Annotated in this window: 18 protein-coding genes and 1 other RNA gene; 12 read left to right on the top strand and 7 right to left on the bottom strand. The window is 57.9% G+C overall.

The features are described 5' to 3' along the window. Positions 1-391: 391 nt before the first annotated feature. The 3 genes from HNI00_RS00205 to HNI00_RS00195 all read left to right on the top strand — a co-directional run bounded on the left by HNI00_RS00205 (position 392) and on the right by HNI00_RS00195 (position 4,375). Entirely contained in the window at positions 392-1,030 is a 639-nt protein-coding gene (locus tag HNI00_RS00205; protein WP_316789621.1) for a DUF1997 domain-containing protein, read from the top strand. A 138-nt stretch (positions 1,031-1,168) separates the two neighbouring features. Continuing rightward, complete coding sequence (locus HNI00_RS00200; RefSeq protein ID WP_316789619.1) at positions 1,169-3,943, top strand: two-partner secretion domain-containing protein; 2,775 nt, start codon at positions 1,169-1,171, stop codon at positions 3,941-3,943. A 255-nt stretch (positions 3,944-4,198) separates the two neighbouring features. Further along, on the top strand, positions 4,199-4,375 hold the full coding sequence (locus HNI00_RS00195) for a hypothetical protein (RefSeq protein ID WP_172357540.1): 177 nt from the start codon (positions 4,199-4,201) through the stop codon (positions 4,373-4,375). A gap of 108 nt (positions 4,376-4,483) precedes the next feature. Here the strand turns inward: HNI00_RS00195 and HNI00_RS00190 are convergent, their stop codons facing one another. The 5 genes from HNI00_RS00190 to ccsB all read right to left on the bottom strand — a co-directional run bounded on the left by HNI00_RS00190 (position 4,484) and on the right by ccsB (position 7,947). Then, the gene (locus HNI00_RS00190) at positions 4,484-4,792 is read right to left on the bottom strand and encodes an urease subunit beta (RefSeq protein ID WP_172357542.1); all 309 of its coding nucleotides are present in this window, start codon (positions 4,790-4,792) and stop codon (positions 4,484-4,486) included. Between the two features lie 87 nt (positions 4,793-4,879). Then, positions 4,880-5,182, bottom strand: a complete 303-nt coding sequence (gene ureA / locus HNI00_RS00185) for an urease subunit gamma (protein ID WP_068516556.1) — start codon at positions 5,180-5,182, stop codon at positions 4,880-4,882. Between the two features lie 177 nt (positions 5,183-5,359). Next, positions 5,360-6,373 carry a tRNA lysidine(34) synthetase TilS gene (gene tilS, locus HNI00_RS00180; protein WP_316789616.1) on the bottom strand — a complete coding sequence of 338 codons (1,014 nt, stop codon included), beginning with the start codon at positions 6,371-6,373 and terminating at the stop codon, positions 5,360-5,362. A gap of 51 nt (positions 6,374-6,424) precedes the next feature. Continuing rightward, a complete protein-coding gene (locus HNI00_RS00175) occupies positions 6,425-6,823 on the bottom strand; it encodes a KGK domain-containing protein (RefSeq protein WP_172357546.1) in 399 nt (132 codons plus the stop codon). 125 nt (positions 6,824-6,948) lie between these two features. Then, positions 6,949-7,947, bottom strand: coding sequence for a c-type cytochrome biogenesis protein CcsB (ccsB, locus tag HNI00_RS00170; RefSeq protein ID WP_172357548.1), 999 nt, complete (start codon positions 7,945-7,947; stop codon positions 6,949-6,951). A gap of 126 nt (positions 7,948-8,073) precedes the next feature. Here ccsB and HNI00_RS00165 point away from each other — a divergent pair, with 126 nt between their 5' ends. The 7 genes from HNI00_RS00165 (at position 8,074) to HNI00_RS00135 (ending at position 13,524) form a co-directional block, all read left to right on the top strand. After that, the gene (locus HNI00_RS00165; RefSeq protein ID WP_316789611.1) at positions 8,074-8,406 is read left to right on the top strand and encodes a hypothetical protein; all 333 of its coding nucleotides are present in this window, start codon (positions 8,074-8,076) and stop codon (positions 8,404-8,406) included. Between the two features lie 384 nt (positions 8,407-8,790). After that, entirely contained in the window at positions 8,791-9,303 is a 513-nt protein-coding gene (locus HNI00_RS00160; protein ID WP_316789608.1) for a hypothetical protein, read from the top strand. A 445-nt stretch (positions 9,304-9,748) separates the two neighbouring features. Continuing rightward, entirely contained in the window at positions 9,749-11,152 is a 1,404-nt protein-coding gene (locus HNI00_RS00155; RefSeq protein WP_297075955.1) for a TldD/PmbA family protein, read from the top strand. Positions 11,153-11,345: 193 nt separating this feature from the next. Continuing rightward, positions 11,346-12,068 (top strand): bifunctional demethylmenaquinone methyltransferase/2-methoxy-6-polyprenyl-1,4-benzoquinol methylase UbiE, encoded by a 723-nt coding sequence (gene ubiE, locus HNI00_RS00150; RefSeq protein ID WP_316789604.1) that lies wholly within the window; start codon positions 11,346-11,348, stop codon positions 12,066-12,068. Between the two features lie 130 nt (positions 12,069-12,198). Next, positions 12,199-12,795, top strand: a complete 597-nt coding sequence (locus HNI00_RS00145; RefSeq protein ID WP_172357554.1) for a thioredoxin family protein — start codon at positions 12,199-12,201, stop codon at positions 12,793-12,795. A 198-nt stretch (positions 12,796-12,993) separates the two neighbouring features. After that, positions 12,994-13,194: non-coding RNA, 6S RNA (gene ssrS / locus HNI00_RS00140), on the top strand. 78 nt (positions 13,195-13,272) lie between these two features. Then, complete coding sequence (locus HNI00_RS00135; RefSeq protein WP_316789601.1) at positions 13,273-13,524, top strand: hypothetical protein; 252 nt, start codon at positions 13,273-13,275, stop codon at positions 13,522-13,524. 44 nt (positions 13,525-13,568) lie between these two features. Here HNI00_RS00135 and HNI00_RS00130 read toward each other — a convergent pair whose 3' ends face one another. Next, a complete protein-coding gene (locus HNI00_RS00130; protein WP_316789599.1) occupies positions 13,569-14,396 on the bottom strand; it encodes an SAM hydrolase/SAM-dependent halogenase family protein in 828 nt (275 codons plus the stop codon). A 390-nt stretch (positions 14,397-14,786) separates the two neighbouring features. Then, positions 14,787-15,176 carry a VOC family protein gene (locus HNI00_RS00125; RefSeq protein WP_068511313.1) on the bottom strand — a complete coding sequence of 130 codons (390 nt, stop codon included), beginning with the start codon at positions 15,174-15,176 and terminating at the stop codon, positions 14,787-14,789. Between the two features lie 494 nt (positions 15,177-15,670). On the opposite strand from HNI00_RS00125, the gene HNI00_RS00120 reads away from it, so the two are divergent. Together HNI00_RS00120 and HNI00_RS00115 are read left to right on the top strand one after the other, a co-directional pair. After that, a complete protein-coding gene (locus HNI00_RS00120; protein ID WP_172357586.1) occupies positions 15,671-16,450 on the top strand; it encodes a photosystem II electron transport protein, Sll1252 family in 780 nt (259 codons plus the stop codon). Positions 16,451-16,903: 453 nt separating this feature from the next. Next, complete coding sequence (locus HNI00_RS00115) at positions 16,904-17,692, top strand: hypothetical protein (RefSeq protein WP_316789596.1); 789 nt, start codon at positions 16,904-16,906, stop codon at positions 17,690-17,692. Positions 17,693-17,718: the final 26 nt, after the last annotated feature.

Genomic DNA, 17,718 nt, shown 5'->3' with positions numbered 1-17,718 from the left:
GCATACCTTTCCGTAAATCAATCATGGTAGCCATCGAAAACCTTCCGCTATGCTGAGCCTAGACAGCAAACAAATGTCCATCATCGTAGATATCTGGTCAGCTTCTAAGCATATAGAAATCTAAATAAAGATCTAAAGAGATCAGAACTATAGAGCCAGCGTTAATTTCCAGCTTTCGCTTTGGCACTTTAGGTCAGTTTAGGTTAAGTTTGGTAACAGCCCTGGCGATCGCGCCAACCGCAAAATCGCTGGCACAGTTGCCGTAGACTCGTCGGCTTGCCGCCCTCAGGGTGCCCAGGCAGATCCTCGCCAACTTCTTCACCAATCCGCACACGTTATGCAGGCAAGGTCCACCAACCAGTCCATCGACGCTTCTAACCCTCTTTTAGGGATGACATCTGCCTTTGTGGACAGCGCCAGCCTGTCGGCGACCGAAGAAACGCCCGATACGATGGAACCGACTCATTTTCGCGGGCATTACGCAAGCTGCATGGAAATGCTGGCTGACGCGCCGACGGTTGTCGCTTACCTGGATGATCACCGCACTTGGTTTCGCCGCTGTGCCCAGCCGATGGACGCGGCTCCCTTGGGAGACAACGGCTATGCCCTAACGATCGGTCGCTTTGGCGCATTTGGCTATGAGGTGGAACCCAAAATCGGCCTGAACCTGCTGCCTCAGGATCAACGCGGCTTCTATCGGATTGAGACGATCGACATTCCGGACTACGTTGCACCGGGCTATGAGGTGGATTTTCAGGCTGCGCTGCACATGGTTCAGCCCGCAGATGCAGCGACAGATAATCCTGCGGAACCCATGCTGACCCGCGTAGAGTGGGAGCTTGACCTGGCGGTTTCGATTCAGTTCCCTCGCTTTATCCAGGCGCTTCCCAAGGCGCTGGTGCAAACCACGGGCGATCGCCTGCTGAACCAGATTGTGCGCCAGGTTTCTCGCCGCCTCACCCACAAAGTGCAGGACGATTTTCACAGCAGCCACGGCATCCCCTTTAGCCGCAAGCGGAAGTGGAGCTAGGGGCAAAGTCCTGCCCTTCTCACGGTGCTGCTTCTGAGGCAAGCGAATTCCGACTCTCACCCTGATCCCTGCTTCCCTCTTGCCATACTATGGTGTGGAACGTCCGCCCTGACAGGGCTGGATTCAGTGCCGGGGATCATGTCACGTTTCTTCTCTTTCCTGAAATCCTCTGCGGTGCAGCCGCTTCGCCTTGGGCTGTGCCTTGGGCTGTGGCTCAGTGCCGCCCTGCCCACCACTGCCCAGGTGCGCGGCGACACCACGCTGCCCACACCGACCCAGGTGCAGCGCCAGGGCAACGAGTTTGAGATTACGGGCGGCACGCAGCGGGGCGGCAACCTGTTCCACAGCTTTGAGCGGTTTTCACCGGGCGATCGCACGGTGACGTTTCGCAATGTGGACACTGTAGAGCGGCTGATCACCCGCGTCACGGGCGGTACTCCCTCGGAGATCAACGGCATCCTCCGCCTGTTGCAGAGCGACGGGCAGATCAGCCCTGCCGATTTTTTTCTGATCAACCCCAGCGGCATTTTATTTGGAGAAAACGCTCGCCTGGACGTAGGCGGCTCCGTCATTTTCAGCACCGCCGAACGAATTCGCTTTGCCGATGGCACGCAGTTCAGCGCCCGCAATCCGCAAGCGTCGCCGCTGCTGACCGTCAGCATTCCCACCGGGCTACAATTTGGCCCCGCGCCTGCGCCAATTGTGAATGCTTCGTTTAGTCTTGCGGCAAATTTTTCGCGTGCGCTGCGGAGAACGGGCTATTTCGGGACATCTAGATACGCTGGGCTAAGCGTGTTGCCGGATCGGGCGATCGCCCTGATCGGCGGCAATCTGGATTTTCCAGGCGGCGAAATCACCGCACCGGGCGGGCGCATCGAGTTGGGCAGCGTGGCCCAGGCGGGCACGGTCGAGCTGGTTCCAATAGCACAGGGTTGGTCGGTGGATTATTCCAATGTGCAGGCGTTTGGGCAGATTCACCTGACGGGCTTTGCCGATATCAGCGCCAATGGCGATCGCGGCGGCACAGTCCGCCTGCGGGCCAGCGAGATTCGGCTGGATGAGGCATCCTACATCAGCGCCGACACGCTGGGCAGTTTGGCAGGCGGGCGCATCACGATTCGGGGCGATCGCCTCACTCTGCTCAACGGCTCCCAGATTTTTGCCAATACCCGAAGCAGCGGCCCAGCCGGACGCATTGACCTTCTGGCGACGAGTCAAATCCAAATCCTGGGGGCAGTGGTGGGCAGCGACGGCCCGGAAAGCAGCGGTGTGTTTGTGCGGGTGCAGGACGGCGCGACTGGCAACGGCGGGCGCATCGTGCTGACGACCGGGCAGCTTAACCTGCTGGACGGCGGGCAGATCAGCCTCGACACGATTGGCAACGGCCGTCCGGGAAGTTTGCAAATCCTGGCCGATGAGATCAACATTGCAGGCGTAGCGCTCGATGGGCAGGGCAATCCGATTGCGGGCGATCTTGCGAGTAATCTTGCGGGTGATCTAAATTTGCCGGTTCCCAGCACGCTGTCGGCAGCGATTTTTGGCTCCCAGTCCTTTCAGCCCACCGACGCAATTCCCAGCCAGATCGAGATTCAAACGCGACGGCTGCGAGTGCAAGACGGCGCGACGATTCAGACCTCGACCTTTGGCGTTGCGGATGCAGGCAACCTGAGCATTTGGGCGAGTGAGCGGGTCGAGGTGCAGGGACTCTCTCCGGCAACGCCAGATACGAGAGCTGTGCCCGCAGGAATCTTTAGTCAGTCGGGCGGCACACCAGGAACTCCTTACATTTTTGCGCCGGGGGCGACGGGACGGGGGGGCGACCTGTCCATCGCCACGGGGGAACTCGTAGTGCGAGACGGAGCCTACATCGCCACGGGCAGCTTTGATGCCAACCCAAATGCGCTGGGAGCGGGAAATCTGACCCTAGCGACTCGCTCCGCAACGCTAGAAAACCAGGGCAACATCGTCGCCAATACCAACTCTGGCGTGGGCGGCAACCTGAGCCTGACGGCGCAAGACTATCTCTTGCTGCGGCGCAACAGCCAGATCAGCACTTCGGCGGGCATTGCAGGGCAGGGGGGCGATGGCGGCAACATCACGCTGCGGGCAGATTTCATCTTGTCGGTGCTGACGGAGAACAATGACATCACGGCCAATGCCTTTACGGGCGATGGTGGCGCGGTCAATATTTTCACCCGGGGCATTACGGGCATTCTGCCGCAGCCGCAACTCACGCCCCAGAGCGACATTACGGCAACCTCCGAGCGGGGCAACAGCGGTACTATTACCATTACCACGCCGCCTAGCACCGATCCGACGCAGGGCGTAACCGAGTTGCCTGCTGCACCCGTGGATGCGTCGCGGCTGATTGCCCAGCGGTGTGCGGCCAGTTCGGCGATCGCCGCCGATCGCAGCGCCTTCGTGGCCACAGGTCGCGGCGGTCTGCCCCCTGGCCCCAATCATGCGTTCGATCTCCCATCGGTTCGGGTTCCCTGGGCAGAGGCCGCGCCGGCCAGCAGCGTGAACGCACCGATTCATGCCCGTCCTCCTGCACAGGCAGCGGCTCTGGATGCTGCCAATCAGGACACTGCCAATAATCAGGATGCTGCTAGTCAGGATGCTGCTAGTCAGGATGCTGCCAATCAGGATGCTGCTAATCTGGACACTGCCAGCTTACACACCGCCAATCTAACGGTCTTGCCCCCGCCCGATGACCCAGATTCCCGAACCTCGCCGCTGACCTTGCGAGAGCCATCGGATGCTGCCTTGTCGGTAGCGTCCAGACCGCTGCAAGAAGCGCGGGGCTGGCGGCAGACCGCAACGGGCGAAGTGATTCTGCTGGCAAACCTGCCCGAACCATCGAGGTTTCAGGATGTTCAGCCGTTGCCGCCGGGATGCGCTGCACCGGGCTAGGGAACGTTGCTGGGGTTCACGCAGAAAATTGAGGAAACTGGGGTGGGGCGATCGCCCGTCCTGCCTGATCTCTGGGATATCCGTAAAACCGAACTGCTTCAACCGCAAAGCCGCGAATTAGACTGGAGAAAAGGTTTCTTGTGGTGTTGTAATCCTTAGCAGGGATCGCGTTGATGCAATTCAGGTCAAGCGCAATCCAGGTTTACGTTCGTTCATTCAACGTCCTAAGTCATTGAGCATTATTGAGAGGTCAAGATGAGCCTTTTTACGTTTCTTGCGCTGGTGATTTACATCGGGGGCGCGTGGAAATTCTGGACCGGGTTTAACCGCACGAATTTCAACCAAAATCGTCTGATGCTGACGCTATTCTGGCCGGTGATGCTGTTCAATGCATCCTATCGGCAAAACTTCAGACGGGCGCTGAAGGGCTAATCCAGAAACGGGCGAATTCAGCCCAATTTCGACTCAGGTTCGCCCCAGGTTCGACCCAATATTTGACCCAGTTTCGCCCCAATTTTGACCGGGCACAAGCGGGCCGTTCTAATCCAGCGGCCCGTTTATTTGTGCATTTAGCCCATAGACCTGACGGCTGCCCACCAGCGCCACCAGCGTCACTTCTTTTTCGTCGCCCGGTTCAAAGCGCACTGCCGTTCCTGCGGGAATGTCTAGCCGCATTCCCCGCGCCTGGTTGCGGTCAAACGAGAGCGCTGCATTCACCTCAAAAAAGTGGAAATGGGAGCCGACCTGGATGGGGCGATCGCCCGTATTGGCCACCATCAGCGTCACCGTCGGACGGCCCGCGTTGAGTTCGATGTCGCCAGGTTCGATGAAGAGTTCGCCAGGAATCATGGGCAGGGGTTGTGGGGTTGGGATAATAGGGCGCGACGGATGAGAGCGGTAAAGCGATGCCACCACTTCATTCACCCTCATCGAGCCTTATCGAATCGGATCATGCACGGTCACCAGTTTCGTCCCGTCGGGGAAGGTCGCTTCGACCTGCACTTCGTGGAGCATTTCGGCAATGCCGTCCATCACGTCGCTGCGGCTGAGGAGGGTGGTGCCGTAGGTCATCAGATCGGCGACGGTGCGCCCTTCCCGTGCGCCTTCCAGGATGGCGGCGGAAATGTAGGCAACGGATTCGGGATAGTTGAGCTTCAGACCTTTGGCTTTGCGGCGCTCGGCCAGCAGGGCGGCAGTAAAGATGAGGAGTTTGTCTTTTTCCTGGGGAGTCAGTTGCATGGTGTGGGCGATCGCAGCGTCAGCATCATCAGAAGCATTGGGGCATCGGGCAGCAGTGCGGGTCAGGGGGATGCGGGCATAACCAGGCTCCACCCAGCAGACCAGCGCCCAGCCCAGCCAGATTCTACGGCATTATACGCAATCTAAACCGCGAGAAATTGTTTATTTCTTTGCGGTTTATTGCTTTGCGCGGTTGGCAGGATCAACGAGTTCGATCCAGTCTCCAGCGACACGGGCGATCGCCCCACCAGGAAACGGATCGGTCTGGCTGCGGTTGGGTGCGTCGAGCAGGGCCAGCAGTTTTTCCACTGGCTCAAAGCCGGGGGCTTCCGGCAGATGGCGGGCAAGAAATTGGCGCAGGGCGCGGCGCTGGAGAGCGAGGGGCGCAATTTGCAGCGTGGGTCGATGGAGTTGGGGATGCTCGTCTGGCGGGGCGGCGGGCGGGAGTGCCCGATGCAGCAGATCGGCAGCGGCAGATTCCAGGTAGTCCACGTCGGCGCGGAGCAGTTCGGCGGTGTGGGCCAGAGCCGCTTCTACTTGGGGATTCAAGTGCGCTTTCAAGGCGGGCAAGATGTCCTGGCGGATGCGGTTGCGGGGATGGCGCAAATCCTGATTGGTGCTGTCTTCCCACACGCGCAAGCCCCGCGACTGGCAAAACTCGGCGGTTTCGACCCGGCGCACATCCAGCAGCGGCCGCACCAGCGCCACGCCGGGGCACAGTTCGCGCCGCCAGGTAAGGGATTGCAGTCCGTCGGCTCCGCTGCCGCGCACTAGGTTATACAGCAGCGTTTCGGCGCGATCGCTCATCGTGTGGCCGGTTGCAACGCGGGAATAGCCGTGGGCACGGGCGATCGCCCCCAGCACGTCATAGCGCCACGCCCGCGCCGCCGCCTCGCTCGCCGGAATATCTGCTGCCGTTTCAATAAACACCGGAACGCCCCAGGATTCCGCCAGCGATCGCACATAGTCGGCGTTTGCCCCGGCATCCGGTCGCCAGCGGTGGTTGCAGTGGGCGATCGCCAGTTCCCACCCCCACTTGGGCTGCAAGTCCAGCAGCAGTTGCGCCAGACACAGCGAGTCTTGGCCGCCCGACACCGCCATCAAGAGGCGATCGCCCCTGCAAAACAACTGCCGCTGCCGGATGCCCCGGTGCAACTGAGCATGAAGCGGTGTCCAGGGGGAAGGAGTCATGGGTTTAGCAGGGAGCAGAGCCGGGAATTTCCCTGAATTCCCCTGAGTTCTCTAATAATCGTCCTCTCGATACACCTCGTACACCTCATCCCGACGGCTGTAGATTTCGTCGCGGGGGGGACGACCGGCCCGTTCTCGCGGCCCGCCGCTGCGCTCTTGCCGGGGGCGTTCTGCCTGGAGCAGCTTTTGGTTTTCGGGGAAAAACTCTAGGCGAATCCGGATGCGGCCGCGCTGCCAGCCCTGATTGCCAAACCGCAGCACTTCGCAGCGAGCGCCATCTCCAAACCAGTCTTCGCACTCGTCCGACCATTCGCCCTGCTGCTCGCTGACCGCCTGCGCCAGCGCGTCCAAAAATTCGCCCACCTTAAACGTGGGATTGCTCATCAGCACTCGTCCCACGCTGATGTAGATTACTTCGTCGTCACTCAGCGGCGTTGGCAGTTGATTCATAGGTTTTGGAGTTTCTATAGAACTTTGCTTACAGGGTTTTGCTTACGGGGTTTTGCTTATGGGGCTTTGCTAGCAGGACTTTGCGGGCAGGGTTTGGCAGATGGACTCGTCTGGCAGGGGGCTTGCTACAGAAACCAGCCGTAGCTGTGTAGCCCCTTGCCCAGCAGGTTCACGCCAAGGTAGCACACCCACACCACCAAAAAGCCCGATGCCGCCAGGATCGCCGGACGACGACCCTGCCAGCCGCGTGTGATGCGGGCATGGAGATAGGCCGCAAAGACCAGCCAAGTAATCAGCGCCCAGGTTTCTTTGGGGTCCCAACTCCAGTAGGAACCCCAGGCTTCGTTGGCCCAGACGGCTCCGGCGATGATGCCGATGGTGAGTAGCGGGAAGCCCAGCCCAATGATGCGATAGCTGATATTGTCGAGGGTGTCGGCTAGGCTGAGGCGCTGGGGCGACAGGGGCGCGGCGGCAACGGCAGGCGCAGTTTCCAAGACAGCGGTGTTGCCAGTGCTGGCGGTAAGTGGCTCCAGGGTGTCCACCGCCTGGCCTGCCCGCTTGATGCGATAGCGGGCATCCCGGAAGCCCCCCGTGCCCACAGAACTGCCGCGTAACTCGACCTCCTGCCCCCGCGTCACAATCAAAAAGGCGATCGCCATCAACGCTCCCACCATCAGCGCAGCGTAGCTCAGCAGCATGACGCTGACATGCATCATCAGCCAGTTGGACTTGAGCGCAGGTACCAGCGGCTCGGAATGCTGCATGGCATCGGGCAGAGACAGCGCCGCAAAGGCCGCAATGCCCATCGCCACGGGCGCGGTGACGGCTCCCACTAGACGGCTGCGGCTCATGTTTTCCGCCAGCAGGTGCATCGCAGTAATGCCCCAGGCAACGAAAAACAGCGATTCGTAAAGATTGCTGAGGGGAAAATAGCCGCCCTCGATCCAGCGAGCGCCTAATAGCCCCGCGATGCAGAGATTGGCGATCGCCATCCCCGTCGTTCCCGCCGTTTGCAGGTAGGGCACGGTGGGAAACGCCGCGCCTGCCCAATACACCAGCATCGTCACAAACAGCACCGCAAAGGCGGCATTATCCAGCCAGCCCTGGAGTGAAACCAGATTCATTCAGCAAACCTCTCCAACACAGATCCAACAAGCTCCAGCAAGACAGATGCCAGTGAGCAAAAGGACGACCCAGACGACCCACAGATGGAAGCAAAGACAGCGTTGAATTCGCCAATTTGCTCTCAAGTGGTGGAAACAGCGGTTCAGACTATTGTTCTGAACGGCATTGTTCTGAACGGCATCGCTCTGAACGGCATTGTTCTGAACGGCATTGCTCTGAACGGCATTGTTCTGAACGGCATTGTTCTGAACGGCATCGCGCTTAGGGTTTTGCGCTGCATCGCTTCCGTTCTCTATCCTACCGAACTAGCAGGGCAATCGCCCGAAAAGCCTGCAAAGCCGATCGTTGCGTCTACAGATTCCAGAGATTCCAGAATTCCAGGCTTTCAGGAATCGCGCAGAGATCATCGCGCAGAGATCGTAGATAGGGAAACGGAAATGGGCGATCGCACCCCATAACCCCCAGCCAACCGCCGTCTACTTAAGAATTACGACAGAATTTCAGCACAGGGTTGCGAAACAAGACATCTCTTCTATAATCATCCGGTATTGTTCTGCAAGCTTCATCAGACAAGCGGCTAGCTGCATAGAGGGAATTTAATTGCAAAGGTGGCATTAAATCAATGCGACATCAATGCAGCATTAATGCAGCAGCAATGCAGCCCGTTCGAGCTTGCCGGATTGCCTCAGGGGGACAGGCTAGTTCATTGAGTTGGCCAAGCATCGACCGTCTCATTGAAACATGACCCACGAAACGTGACCCATGAAACGTAACCAAGACGTTACCCAAACGTGACTTGTAGACGTTCCTTGGAATTCCTTGAAACTCTAGGTGTGAGCCTCATGAAAAAACATTTGATCGGTACTGGTTTTTCAATATTGACCCTGGCAGCGATCGCCGCTGTGCCTGCTCAGGCGGAAACCGTCACCACCGTTCGCTACGACTGTGCTAGAGGGCAGAGCTTCCGAGCAGAATACTACAGCGATCGCGCTCGGATTGCCTTCGTCGATCCCGTTACAGACGGCATCTATGGTGAAATCATCGAACTGTCTCAAACAGGCAGCAACACCTACAGTGACGGTATCCATACCCTCTCAGCTAGCAACGATCTCGAATCTGCTTCGGTTGACATCCAAGGTGGCACCAATTCCAGCCGATGCCGGGCCCGCCTGATTGGGGTTGCCGAGGTGATCGAAGTGAGCGAAGTCGAAGTGACCACTCGCCCCGCCAACGTGCCCCGCTTTAACCGACCGACGCTGGTGCAGCAAACCCAGGTACAGCCCGTCCCACGTCCTGCGCCCGCTCCTGCGCCCGCCCCCGCCCCTGCCCCTGCGCCCATTCCTGGTTTGTGGTAGAGCCGCGTTGCAATTCTCGGAGGCTGTGTTTCGCGTCAGCGTATTGCATCAACGCTTTGTAGGGTGATGCGTTACGACTACGCCTCACTGCACCCTGCAACACGGTCTACCCACGCTCTACCAACAATCTCCCGATCTCCTCTTAACCCCGATTGCCTGCTCGTGTCAATCGGGGTTTAGCTTTTGTAGCAGAATTCAAGCATTGGACTGGCAATCCAAGCACAGTCCAAGCGCAATCCAAGCGCAATCCAAAATCCACAGGACTTACGCACTTGCGATAAGTGTTCTAGGTTTTGGATGATTTCTCGCGGCCTGCGCCCGCGAGAAATCATCCAACTGCGGAAGTCCTAATCCAAAATCGGTACACCGAACTCAGTCCGAGTTATGCTGCAAGGTAAGGCGTGCTAGCACTCCTCCAACCCCCAGCCCCTCACCTTCCATTCCTATGTCTCTCCGTCTCCCCGATGCCCAAAACCTGCTGAGCGACCTGATCGCCCGCTACAGTCCCCGCGTGGACTATCTTTCGATTCGGCTAGAAGAATCGGAAGCCACCGACATTTTGCTGCGGGGGGGCAAGGTGGAAACCCTCAGTGAAGGCATTGCCGTGGGCGGGCAAGTGCGGGCTTGCTATCGGGGCGGCTGGGGCTTTGCCAGCTTCAATCGGCTGGAAACGCTGGTAGAGCGAATTGAAGAGGCGATCGCCGCGGCCCGGCTTGTCGGCGACGATGAAACCCTGCTGGCCCCGGTCGATCCTGTCCGCGATATCCGTCCCCTCGTGCTGGCAGGCACAGACCCGCGCCATGTCCCCCTCGCCCGCAAAAAGGAACTCTGTAGCCACTACGCCGACATTCTTCGCAGCGTAGACGATCGCATTACCACCACCTCCGTCCGCTATGGCGACAGCATTCAACACATGCTGCTGGCCACCTCCGACGGAACGCTGATCGAGCAGTCTTGGGCGGATATGGAAATGCGCTTCGCCGCCACCGCCCGGAACGGCGAAACCGTGCAAACAGGTCGCGAAACCACAGGTTCCCGCAAGGGCTATGAAGACCTGGAAAACCTGGATGAACAGGTGCGCGGCGCAGCCCAGCGGGCCGTTCACGCCCTTTCGCTGCCCCCTGTCAAGGGCAATACCTATACCGTCGTCATTGATCCCATCCTGACGGGGCTGTTTGTGCATGAGGCGTTTGGGCATCTGTCGGAAGCCGACATGACCTACGAAAACCCCGATCTAATGGAAGTGATGACGCTGGGGCGACGGTTTGGCTCGCCAGAGCTGCAAATTTTTGACGGCGCGGCCCCAGAGGGACATCGCGGCAGCTATGCCTACGACGATGAGGGCGTGCCTGCGACCACGACGCAATTGATTCAGGACGGCGTGCTGGTGGGGCGGCTGCACTCCCGCGAAACGGCGGGCAAGCTGGGTGAAGCGGCTACTGGAAACGCCCGCTGTCTGGACTATCACTATCCGCCCATCGTCCGCATGACCAACACCTGGATCGCCCCTGGCACTACGCCCGTCGCCGACCTCTGTGCCGATATCCAGGAAGGGGTCTACGCCCGCAACTGGATTGGCGGCATGACCAACGGCGAAATGTTTACCTTTACCGCAGGCGAAGCCTGGATGATCCGCAATGGGGAACTGGCGGAACCCGTGCGCGATGTGACGCTATCGGGCAACGTATTCACTACGCTGGCGGATATTGAGGCGATCGCCGACGATTTTCTGTGGGACGAGTCGGGCGGCTGCGGCAAGGGCGGTCAGAGCGGGCTACCCGTGGGCTGCGGCGGCCCCAGTCTCCGCATTCGCAATATCGTCGTCGGCGGTGAAGTGCCCGAAGAATAGGCCTGCACACTAACCCAATCAGCTAACTCAACAAGCTAACCCAGTCCGCCAACTCAGCAAGCCAACCCAATCAGCCAACCTAGCCAGCCAACCTAGCCAGTCAACCTAGCCAGTCAACCTAGCCAGTCAACCCAGTCGCTCAATCCCAAACGACGGATACCCGGTTCACCGTCTCTCGTAACCTCCCTTCGCTGTGTCTCAATCTTCCAACTCTCAATCTTCCGAAATTCAAGCCATCTTTAACCGCATCGCGCCCGTTTATGACTTGCTGAACGATGGGCTGAGCCTGATGTTTCATCGAGTCTGGAAGCGTATGACCGTCGGCTGGAGCGGCGCAAAACCGGGCGATCGCTGTTTGGATGTGTGCTGTGGCAGTGGCGATCTGGCGCGGCTGCTGGCGTGGCGGGCGGGCGCGACTGGCGAAGTTGTGGGGCTAGATTTTTCGGCAAACCAGTTGGCGATCGCCCAGGAACGCACCGCCCAATCGACCATTCCCCTCAACGTTACCTGGGTCGAAGGCGACGCACTGAATTTGCCCTTTGGTGACAACGAGTTTGACGCGGCGACGATGGGCTACGGCCTGCGGAACGTGGTGGATATTCCCAAAGCGCTGGCGGAACTGCATCGCGTCCTCAAACCGGGTGCGTCGGTCGCCATTCTCGACTTTCACCGCCCCGACTCTCCCCATCTGCAAGCCTTCCAGCAGTGGTATCTGGATACGCTCGTCGTGCCCACTGCCGCCCGACTGGGCATGAAGGATGAGTATGCCTACATCTTTCCCAGCCTGGAGCGGTTTCCCCAGGGGCCGGAGCAAGTGCGCCTGGCGAAACAAGCCGGGTTCCCCTACGCCGAACACCACGCGATCGCCGGAGGGATGATGGGCGTGCTGGTCGCCACCAAAGCCCGCGACTGGTGATCTGGGCGATCGCAGCCCTGAGGGTAGGATAGAAGAAACGCGATTGACACCGCCTGAACCTAGCAGGTTAGACCCGCGATCCAAAATCCAAAACTCAAAATCCAAAATCGCTAATCTTCTCCAACCCACTATGACCGCCCAATCTCCCAAACCCGCCTCCCCCCTGCCGCCGTCTGAGCCGGGAAATGCTGCCCGCATTCGGAATTTCCTGATTGCAATGGTGGCGATCGCCCTCAGCACCTCGATCTTCTTCGGCTTGCAATCTTCCAACGGATCGGGCAACTTGGCGCTGTTGGCCGAATCTGCGGTGCCCCTGGAGGAAGCGCTGGCCAATGACAAACCCACGCTGATGGAGTTTTATGCCAACTGGTGTACAAGCTGTCAGGCGATGGCGCAAGACCTGGGCGAACTGAAAGAAGAGTATGGCGATCGCGTCAATTTTGTCATGCTGAATGTAGACAACGACCGCTGGCTGCCAGAGATGCTGGCCTACCGAGTCGATGGCATTCCCCATTTTGTGTATTTAGATCGGCAGGGAGAGGCGATCGCCAGCATCATCGGCGAACAGCCCCGCGCCGTGATGGCTGCGAACCTGGAGGCGCTGTCGAACAATACCCCCCTGCCCTACGCGCCTGCCAGCGGTCAGGTTTCTAAAGTGAACACTGCCGCGGCCAAAGCTACGCCCGACGACCCACGTAGCCACGGCAGCCAGGTAAATCGGGGTTAAGAGCAGGGTTAAGGGCGGGGTTAAGAATTTAGAAGGCACTGCCCTAGCGGTATGGGGCTAGAGGCGTTGCTACTCAAGAAAAGCCCGTAATTTACAAAACTCAGCCCCAAAGCTCAGCCCAAAGAACTCAGCCCACAGGTAGAGTTTCGGTTTTCCGTCTTGCCAGCGGCGTGTCGAATGTCGCTACAATGGGGCTTAGTTCTACTGCGGCGTTGGTGACTGCCAATAACGTTTTATGATCTATGCTTCGACTAAACGGGAGTCGTGATGTCTCGATGGCAGTAGACTGAGCCTGTCTTGGCAACAAGCGTGTACTCAGAAACTTTAAATCGAGGCCGAGAGTCCCACCTGGATTTATCCAGGTCAAAAACTGAGGTAAGACGGCGTTGTGGGGAACTTTTAAGCAATTTTCAATCAAAATTCCTCTGTCTGCTGGGCGGGGGAATTTTTGTATGCAGGGCTGGGGAGCGTTTTGGAATGGATGATGTGCTGCAATGGTCAGCAGTGACGCTGGTGGGGCTGGTGCTGTGGGCATTGGCGCTGGCCTCGCGGCGCAATATCGCTCGCTGGAGTGCCCGCGTTTCTTCGGCTCGTTTGGGCGAAACCGCAAGCCATCCGGACTTGCAAACTGGCGCATCGGTTCAAGAAGGAACAGCAACGCCGACAACAGCACCGGACACCGCCATGCGGCTGACCTATCGGGGCGTGCCTTATCTGCGCTGGCGATAGGGAAAAAGCAAGGAAAACGCTCTCGCGGGCGATCGCCCCAGACTCTAGCCCAACTGGCCCAAAACGATCTGGACGGCATCTCCAACCGCTAATCCCAACTGCTGTTGAGCATTGCCCTGGTTGCAGGCAATCTCGACATAGCCGTGGCTGCCAATCAGCGCCAGCAGGCTACCGGGGGCCGAGTCGGCATAGGTTTTGCAGCCAGGAATCGGGCCATATTGCTCCGCAAGACTAGCGGCAACGCCCACGCGCAGATTCCACACGCGCAGATTCCAGATGCATCCCAACACCGCAGAGCCGGGAATCGTGGTGATGGCGTTACCAAAATGGTCGATTGCCTGGATATGTCCTGTCAGAACTTGGCCCTCTCGGTTCCAGGGCGGCAGGTCGAGTTGAATTAGCGAATCGGGGGCGATCGCCCGTCCCAGTTCTGCCAAGGCCACACCGCTTGCCAGGTGAGCGCCCACGGGGGCAAACACATCGCGGCCGTGAAAGGTGGCGCTGGGGCTGGGCACACGCCAATAGGCGGGATTGGAGAGTTCTACCGCTGCCAGCACGGGACGATGCGCCAGCACACCGCCAAACAGGCCATTGTCTGGCCCGACGAGATAGCCGTCTGACAACTGAAGCGCGATCGCCCGCCGCTGTCCACCCACCCCCGGATCAACCACTGCCACATGCACCGTGTCCGCCGGAAAATACGGGTAGGCCGTCATCAGATGAAAGCGAGCGGCGGCGATGTCCTGCGGCGGGATGTGATGCGTTAGGTCAATGACCGTCAGCGTGGGGTTAATTTGGGCGATCGCCCCTTTCATCACCCCAACGTAGGTATCCGTCAGCCCAAAGTCGGTGAGTAGCGTGAGAACTCCCATCAGAATGAGGAATTACATAACGTTTTGCAGGAAGACAGAAATGCGTTTAAGAAAATACATTTAAGAATTTTTTATGTCTTTCGCGAGAACGGTTGTAGGAATTTCAAGTGGGGGATTTCAAGTGGGAGTTTTTAAGTGGGGGCTTTCAAAGGAAAAGGGGCTTTCAAACTAAAGCTTGAATTCGCTTAGATGGCTTCAAGCTTAAGAGGTTAACAAAAAACGTGGCAACTCTTGTGAAAACTTTTGGATGATAACTCTCAAAATGTTGCCTTTTCAAAGGCTGATGAAAGGTTGATATGAAGGCGCTTGATCAAAGGGGGATGAATTTCAGACGCGAATTATAACTTGGGCAAAAATTGGTTGCAGATGGGTTGCAGCCCAATCCCGAATTCAGGCTTCTTGGAGTTGGGCATTTTCGCCAAAACACAGTTCGTAGCCGTCCGGATCGGTAATGCGAATCTCGTTCATGCCATAAAACGTGACCACCGTTTTGCCGACCACCATGCCGCTGTCGATCAGGTGGGCGCGGACTCGCTCCACGCTCTCTGGGTAGAAATAAAGCACCACATCCCGAAACTCGCCCTCTGCGCGGTCGTCATTCGCATCGCGAGTCGTCACCATTAGCTCCACATCCTCATCTGCCTTAAAGCGGGCCCAAAAGGGCTTGCCGCCATTTTCCAGCAGACCCATCAACTGAAATCCGAGCGTTTGCGTATAGAAATGGATGCTGCGACCGACATCGGCGACCGCCAGCATGGGCACCATGGACTGAAATTTCATACTTGTGTACACAAGCTCAACCTTTTCATCGTACAGAAGCACTAATTTAACTGTGGATAAAACTTCGTAAAGTAGTGTAAACGAATGCGAAGGTCTTTGTTACGACGAAATTTGTTCGTTGTGTTAATGCCTTAGTCGCTCCAACAGCGTGGGCTAGACGCAATTTTTCAGCGGGCCGCCTGCTGTGATTTATTACTTCAATACATCCCCCAATTTCCGCAACAGATTGGGGGAGTGATGGGAGCGTTTTACGTCAAGCTGCTATGCAGAAATATATGCATAAACAGCAGTTTATTCTCTCTGCTGCACGATCAATTCTCCTGTGTGGCGCGACGAATGAAATTGACAGAAGCCTTGAAACCAGTTGACTGGCAATCCAAAATCCAAAATCCAAAATCTCTCCAAGCCGAGCGATCGCCCCTTTCCCTGCCTCCATCATCCCCCGATAGAATGAAGCTTTAGGGCGTTTGCCCCGTCCTCCTCGCTGCCTGCCTATGTTGCCCAGAGACGAATTGCTGAAGGGAATCGAAAACCGCGAAGTAGCGGTGCGCGTACTGGATCAGGCGGAGCAGGCGATCAAGACCTGGGAGGTGGTGTGTACGGATTTTCTGTCTCCCCCAGAACTGGCCGAGGCGCGGCAAATACTGGGGCGCTTGGCGGAGGTGCATCTGCTGGCGTGGGGCGGCTATCCGCAGGCCGAGCGACAGCGCGTGGCGATCGCCCGTCCCGAAATTCCCCTCGACGAAAGCCAGGTGGCGCTGGCGGCGCTGGATATTAACGGCAACTTCTTGTTTGACCCGGCGACCCACCGCGATTTCTTGGGGGCGCTGTTGGGCACGGGCATCGTGCGCGAAAAGGTGGGCGATATTCTGGTGCTGGGCGAACGCGGGGCGCAGGCGGTGGTCGTCCCCGACTTGGTGGAGTTTTTGGAAATGGGGCTGACGCAGGTGCGCTCGGTGCCTGTGAAAACGCGCCGACTAGACTTTGCTGAGCTAAAAGTCCGCGAACCCAAGAAAAAAGAAATCACCACCGTAGAAGCGTCGCTGCGGCTGGATGCGATCGCCTCGGCAGGCTTTGGCATGTCGCGCAGCAAAATGGTGGATCTGATCAACGCGGGCGACGTGCGGGTGAACTGGAAAGAAATTACCCAGCCCAGCCACCCACTCAAGTCGGGCGATCTGGTGGCGATTCGCGGCAAAGGGCGACTGGAGGTGGGAGAAATCGCCGTTACGAAGAAGGATCGCTATCGGGTACAGATGACCCGGTTTATGTAGCGCTTATGTAGCGTTTATGGAGCGCTCTGGCAGGCGCGGCGTTTTGGGGGGGGGCGGCCGGGTTAATTAGCGCTTTCAGGATGGGTCTGAGGCGGGTCTGGAGCAATTCTTAGGCGGGCGATCGCCCTGCAAGATTATCCTCCCTGCCTCATTTCCCGCTACATTAAGAAAATGCCCCCAAGTCACGGATTCCTGAACTGTTCTTGAAGAGGATATTTGTTGAGATACTTGCAGAAATATTTGCAGAGATATTTGCGGATATAGGGTTCCTGTGAATTGTCCAATGCGGTTTTGGTGCAGTATCCAGCCCTATATTCCTGACTTCAGGCAGAGCTAAGGCTCTCGCGATGGGTTCTATCGGTTCTATACATCTGTTTTACGTTAGTAGTTATTTGGTATTCCTTGGTCAGTTACCGATCGGCAACACCGTTTAGTAAACGAGGCGATTGAGCGTTGGACGAGACTTTTCAGATTCACATTAACCGGATTGCCCGGATGACGCTGCCCGAAGCTCGCAAGACCCAGGTGCAGCACATTCAATCCTCTCCCAAGTTTTCGCTAAAGGACGGACAGGTGCAGCCGTCGCCGTTCCCTGGTTACAGCGTCATCACGCCGCCCTGGGTCGATGAGACGGAAAACGGCGTATTTTATGAACAATTGCAGGCGCTTCAGCAGCAGGTGTTGCAGCAGCTTGAGCCGGGGCTGCTGGTGCCTGTGCCGCCCGACAGCTTTCACATGACGCTGGCGGATCTGATCTGGGATAGTGCCTTTCACCATGCGGTTGAGGAAGATGCCGAGTTCGAGCCAAAATTGCGCGATCGCCTCCGCGTCCTGTTTGAGCAGTTCCAGACCTCCATCGACGGCAGCCATCCTGTTTATTGGCAGGTGTTGGGGCTGATCGTCATGCCTCGTGCCGTGGGCGTGTGTCTGCTGCCCAAAGATGAAGCATCCTACCAGCGAGTAGTGGCGCTGCGCCGCTTGATTTATCAAGACCACGACCTGATCGCGCTGGGCATCGAGCAGCAGTATCATCTGACGGCTCACGTCACGCTGGGCTATTTTGGCAGTTTGCCCGATGCGCTCGACCGTGAAGCCCTGAGCGATCGCCTCAGCAAGATTAATCATGAATGGCTCGACGCGACCGATCCGCAGCCGCTCTGGGTTCACCGCGCTGAACTGCGGAAGTTTGACGACATGACGCGCTACTATCGAGAGCCAGACTGGGCAGCCGTGAGTTTGTAATGAGTTTTTGATTTGTCATCAGTTTT

This window comes from Thermoleptolyngbya oregonensis NK1-22, assembly GCF_032705245.1.
GTDB classification, from domain to species: Bacteria; Cyanobacteriota; Cyanobacteriia; order Elainellales; family Elainellaceae; genus Thermoleptolyngbya; species Thermoleptolyngbya sichuanensis.
The sequence above is the reverse complement of the archived record's forward strand: the minus strand, read 5'-3'. Positions and strand labels throughout refer to the sequence as shown.

Bases quoted from the DNA above. Each gene is read 5' to 3' on its own strand.
- ureA (WP_068516556.1), bottom strand. From the start codon at position 5,182: ATGCAACTGACTCCCCAGGAAAAAGACAAACTCCTCATCTTTACTGCC.
- HNI00_RS00205 (WP_316789621.1), top strand. From the start codon at position 392: ATGACATCTGCCTTTGTGGACAGCGCCAGCCTGTCGGCGACCGAAGAA.
- HNI00_RS00195 (WP_172357540.1), top strand. From the start codon at position 4,199: ATGAGCCTTTTTACGTTTCTTGCGCTGGTGATTTACATCGGGGGCGCG.
- HNI00_RS00125 (WP_068511313.1), bottom strand. From the start codon at position 15,176: ATGAAATTTCAGTCCATGGTGCCCATGCTGGCGGTCGCCGATGTCGGT.
- HNI00_RS00120 (WP_172357586.1), top strand. From the start codon at position 15,671: ATGTTGCCCAGAGACGAATTGCTGAAGGGAATCGAAAACCGCGAAGTA.
- HNI00_RS00200 (WP_316789619.1), top strand. From the start codon at position 1,169: ATGTCACGTTTCTTCTCTTTCCTGAAATCCTCTGCGGTGCAGCCGCTT.
- HNI00_RS00145 (WP_172357554.1), top strand. From the start codon at position 12,199: ATGACCGCCCAATCTCCCAAACCCGCCTCCCCCCTGCCGCCGTCTGAG.
- HNI00_RS00130 (WP_316789599.1), bottom strand. From the start codon at position 14,396: ATGGGAGTTCTCACGCTACTCACCGACTTTGGGCTGACGGATACCTAC.
- ccsB (WP_172357548.1), bottom strand. From the start codon at position 7,947: ATGAATCTGGTTTCACTCCAGGGCTGGCTGGATAATGCCGCCTTTGCG.
- tilS (WP_316789616.1), bottom strand. From the start codon at position 6,373: ATGACTCCTTCCCCCTGGACACCGCTTCATGCTCAGTTGCACCGGGGC.
- HNI00_RS00190 (WP_172357542.1), bottom strand. From the start codon at position 4,792: ATGATTCCTGGCGAACTCTTCATCGAACCTGGCGACATCGAACTCAAC.
- HNI00_RS00135 (WP_316789601.1), top strand. From the start codon at position 13,273: ATGGATGATGTGCTGCAATGGTCAGCAGTGACGCTGGTGGGGCTGGTG.
- HNI00_RS00155 (WP_297075955.1), top strand. From the start codon at position 9,749: ATGTCTCTCCGTCTCCCCGATGCCCAAAACCTGCTGAGCGACCTGATC.
- HNI00_RS00160 (WP_316789608.1), top strand. From the start codon at position 8,791: ATGAAAAAACATTTGATCGGTACTGGTTTTTCAATATTGACCCTGGCA.
- HNI00_RS00175 (WP_172357546.1), bottom strand. From the start codon at position 6,823: ATGAATCAACTGCCAACGCCGCTGAGTGACGACGAAGTAATCTACATC.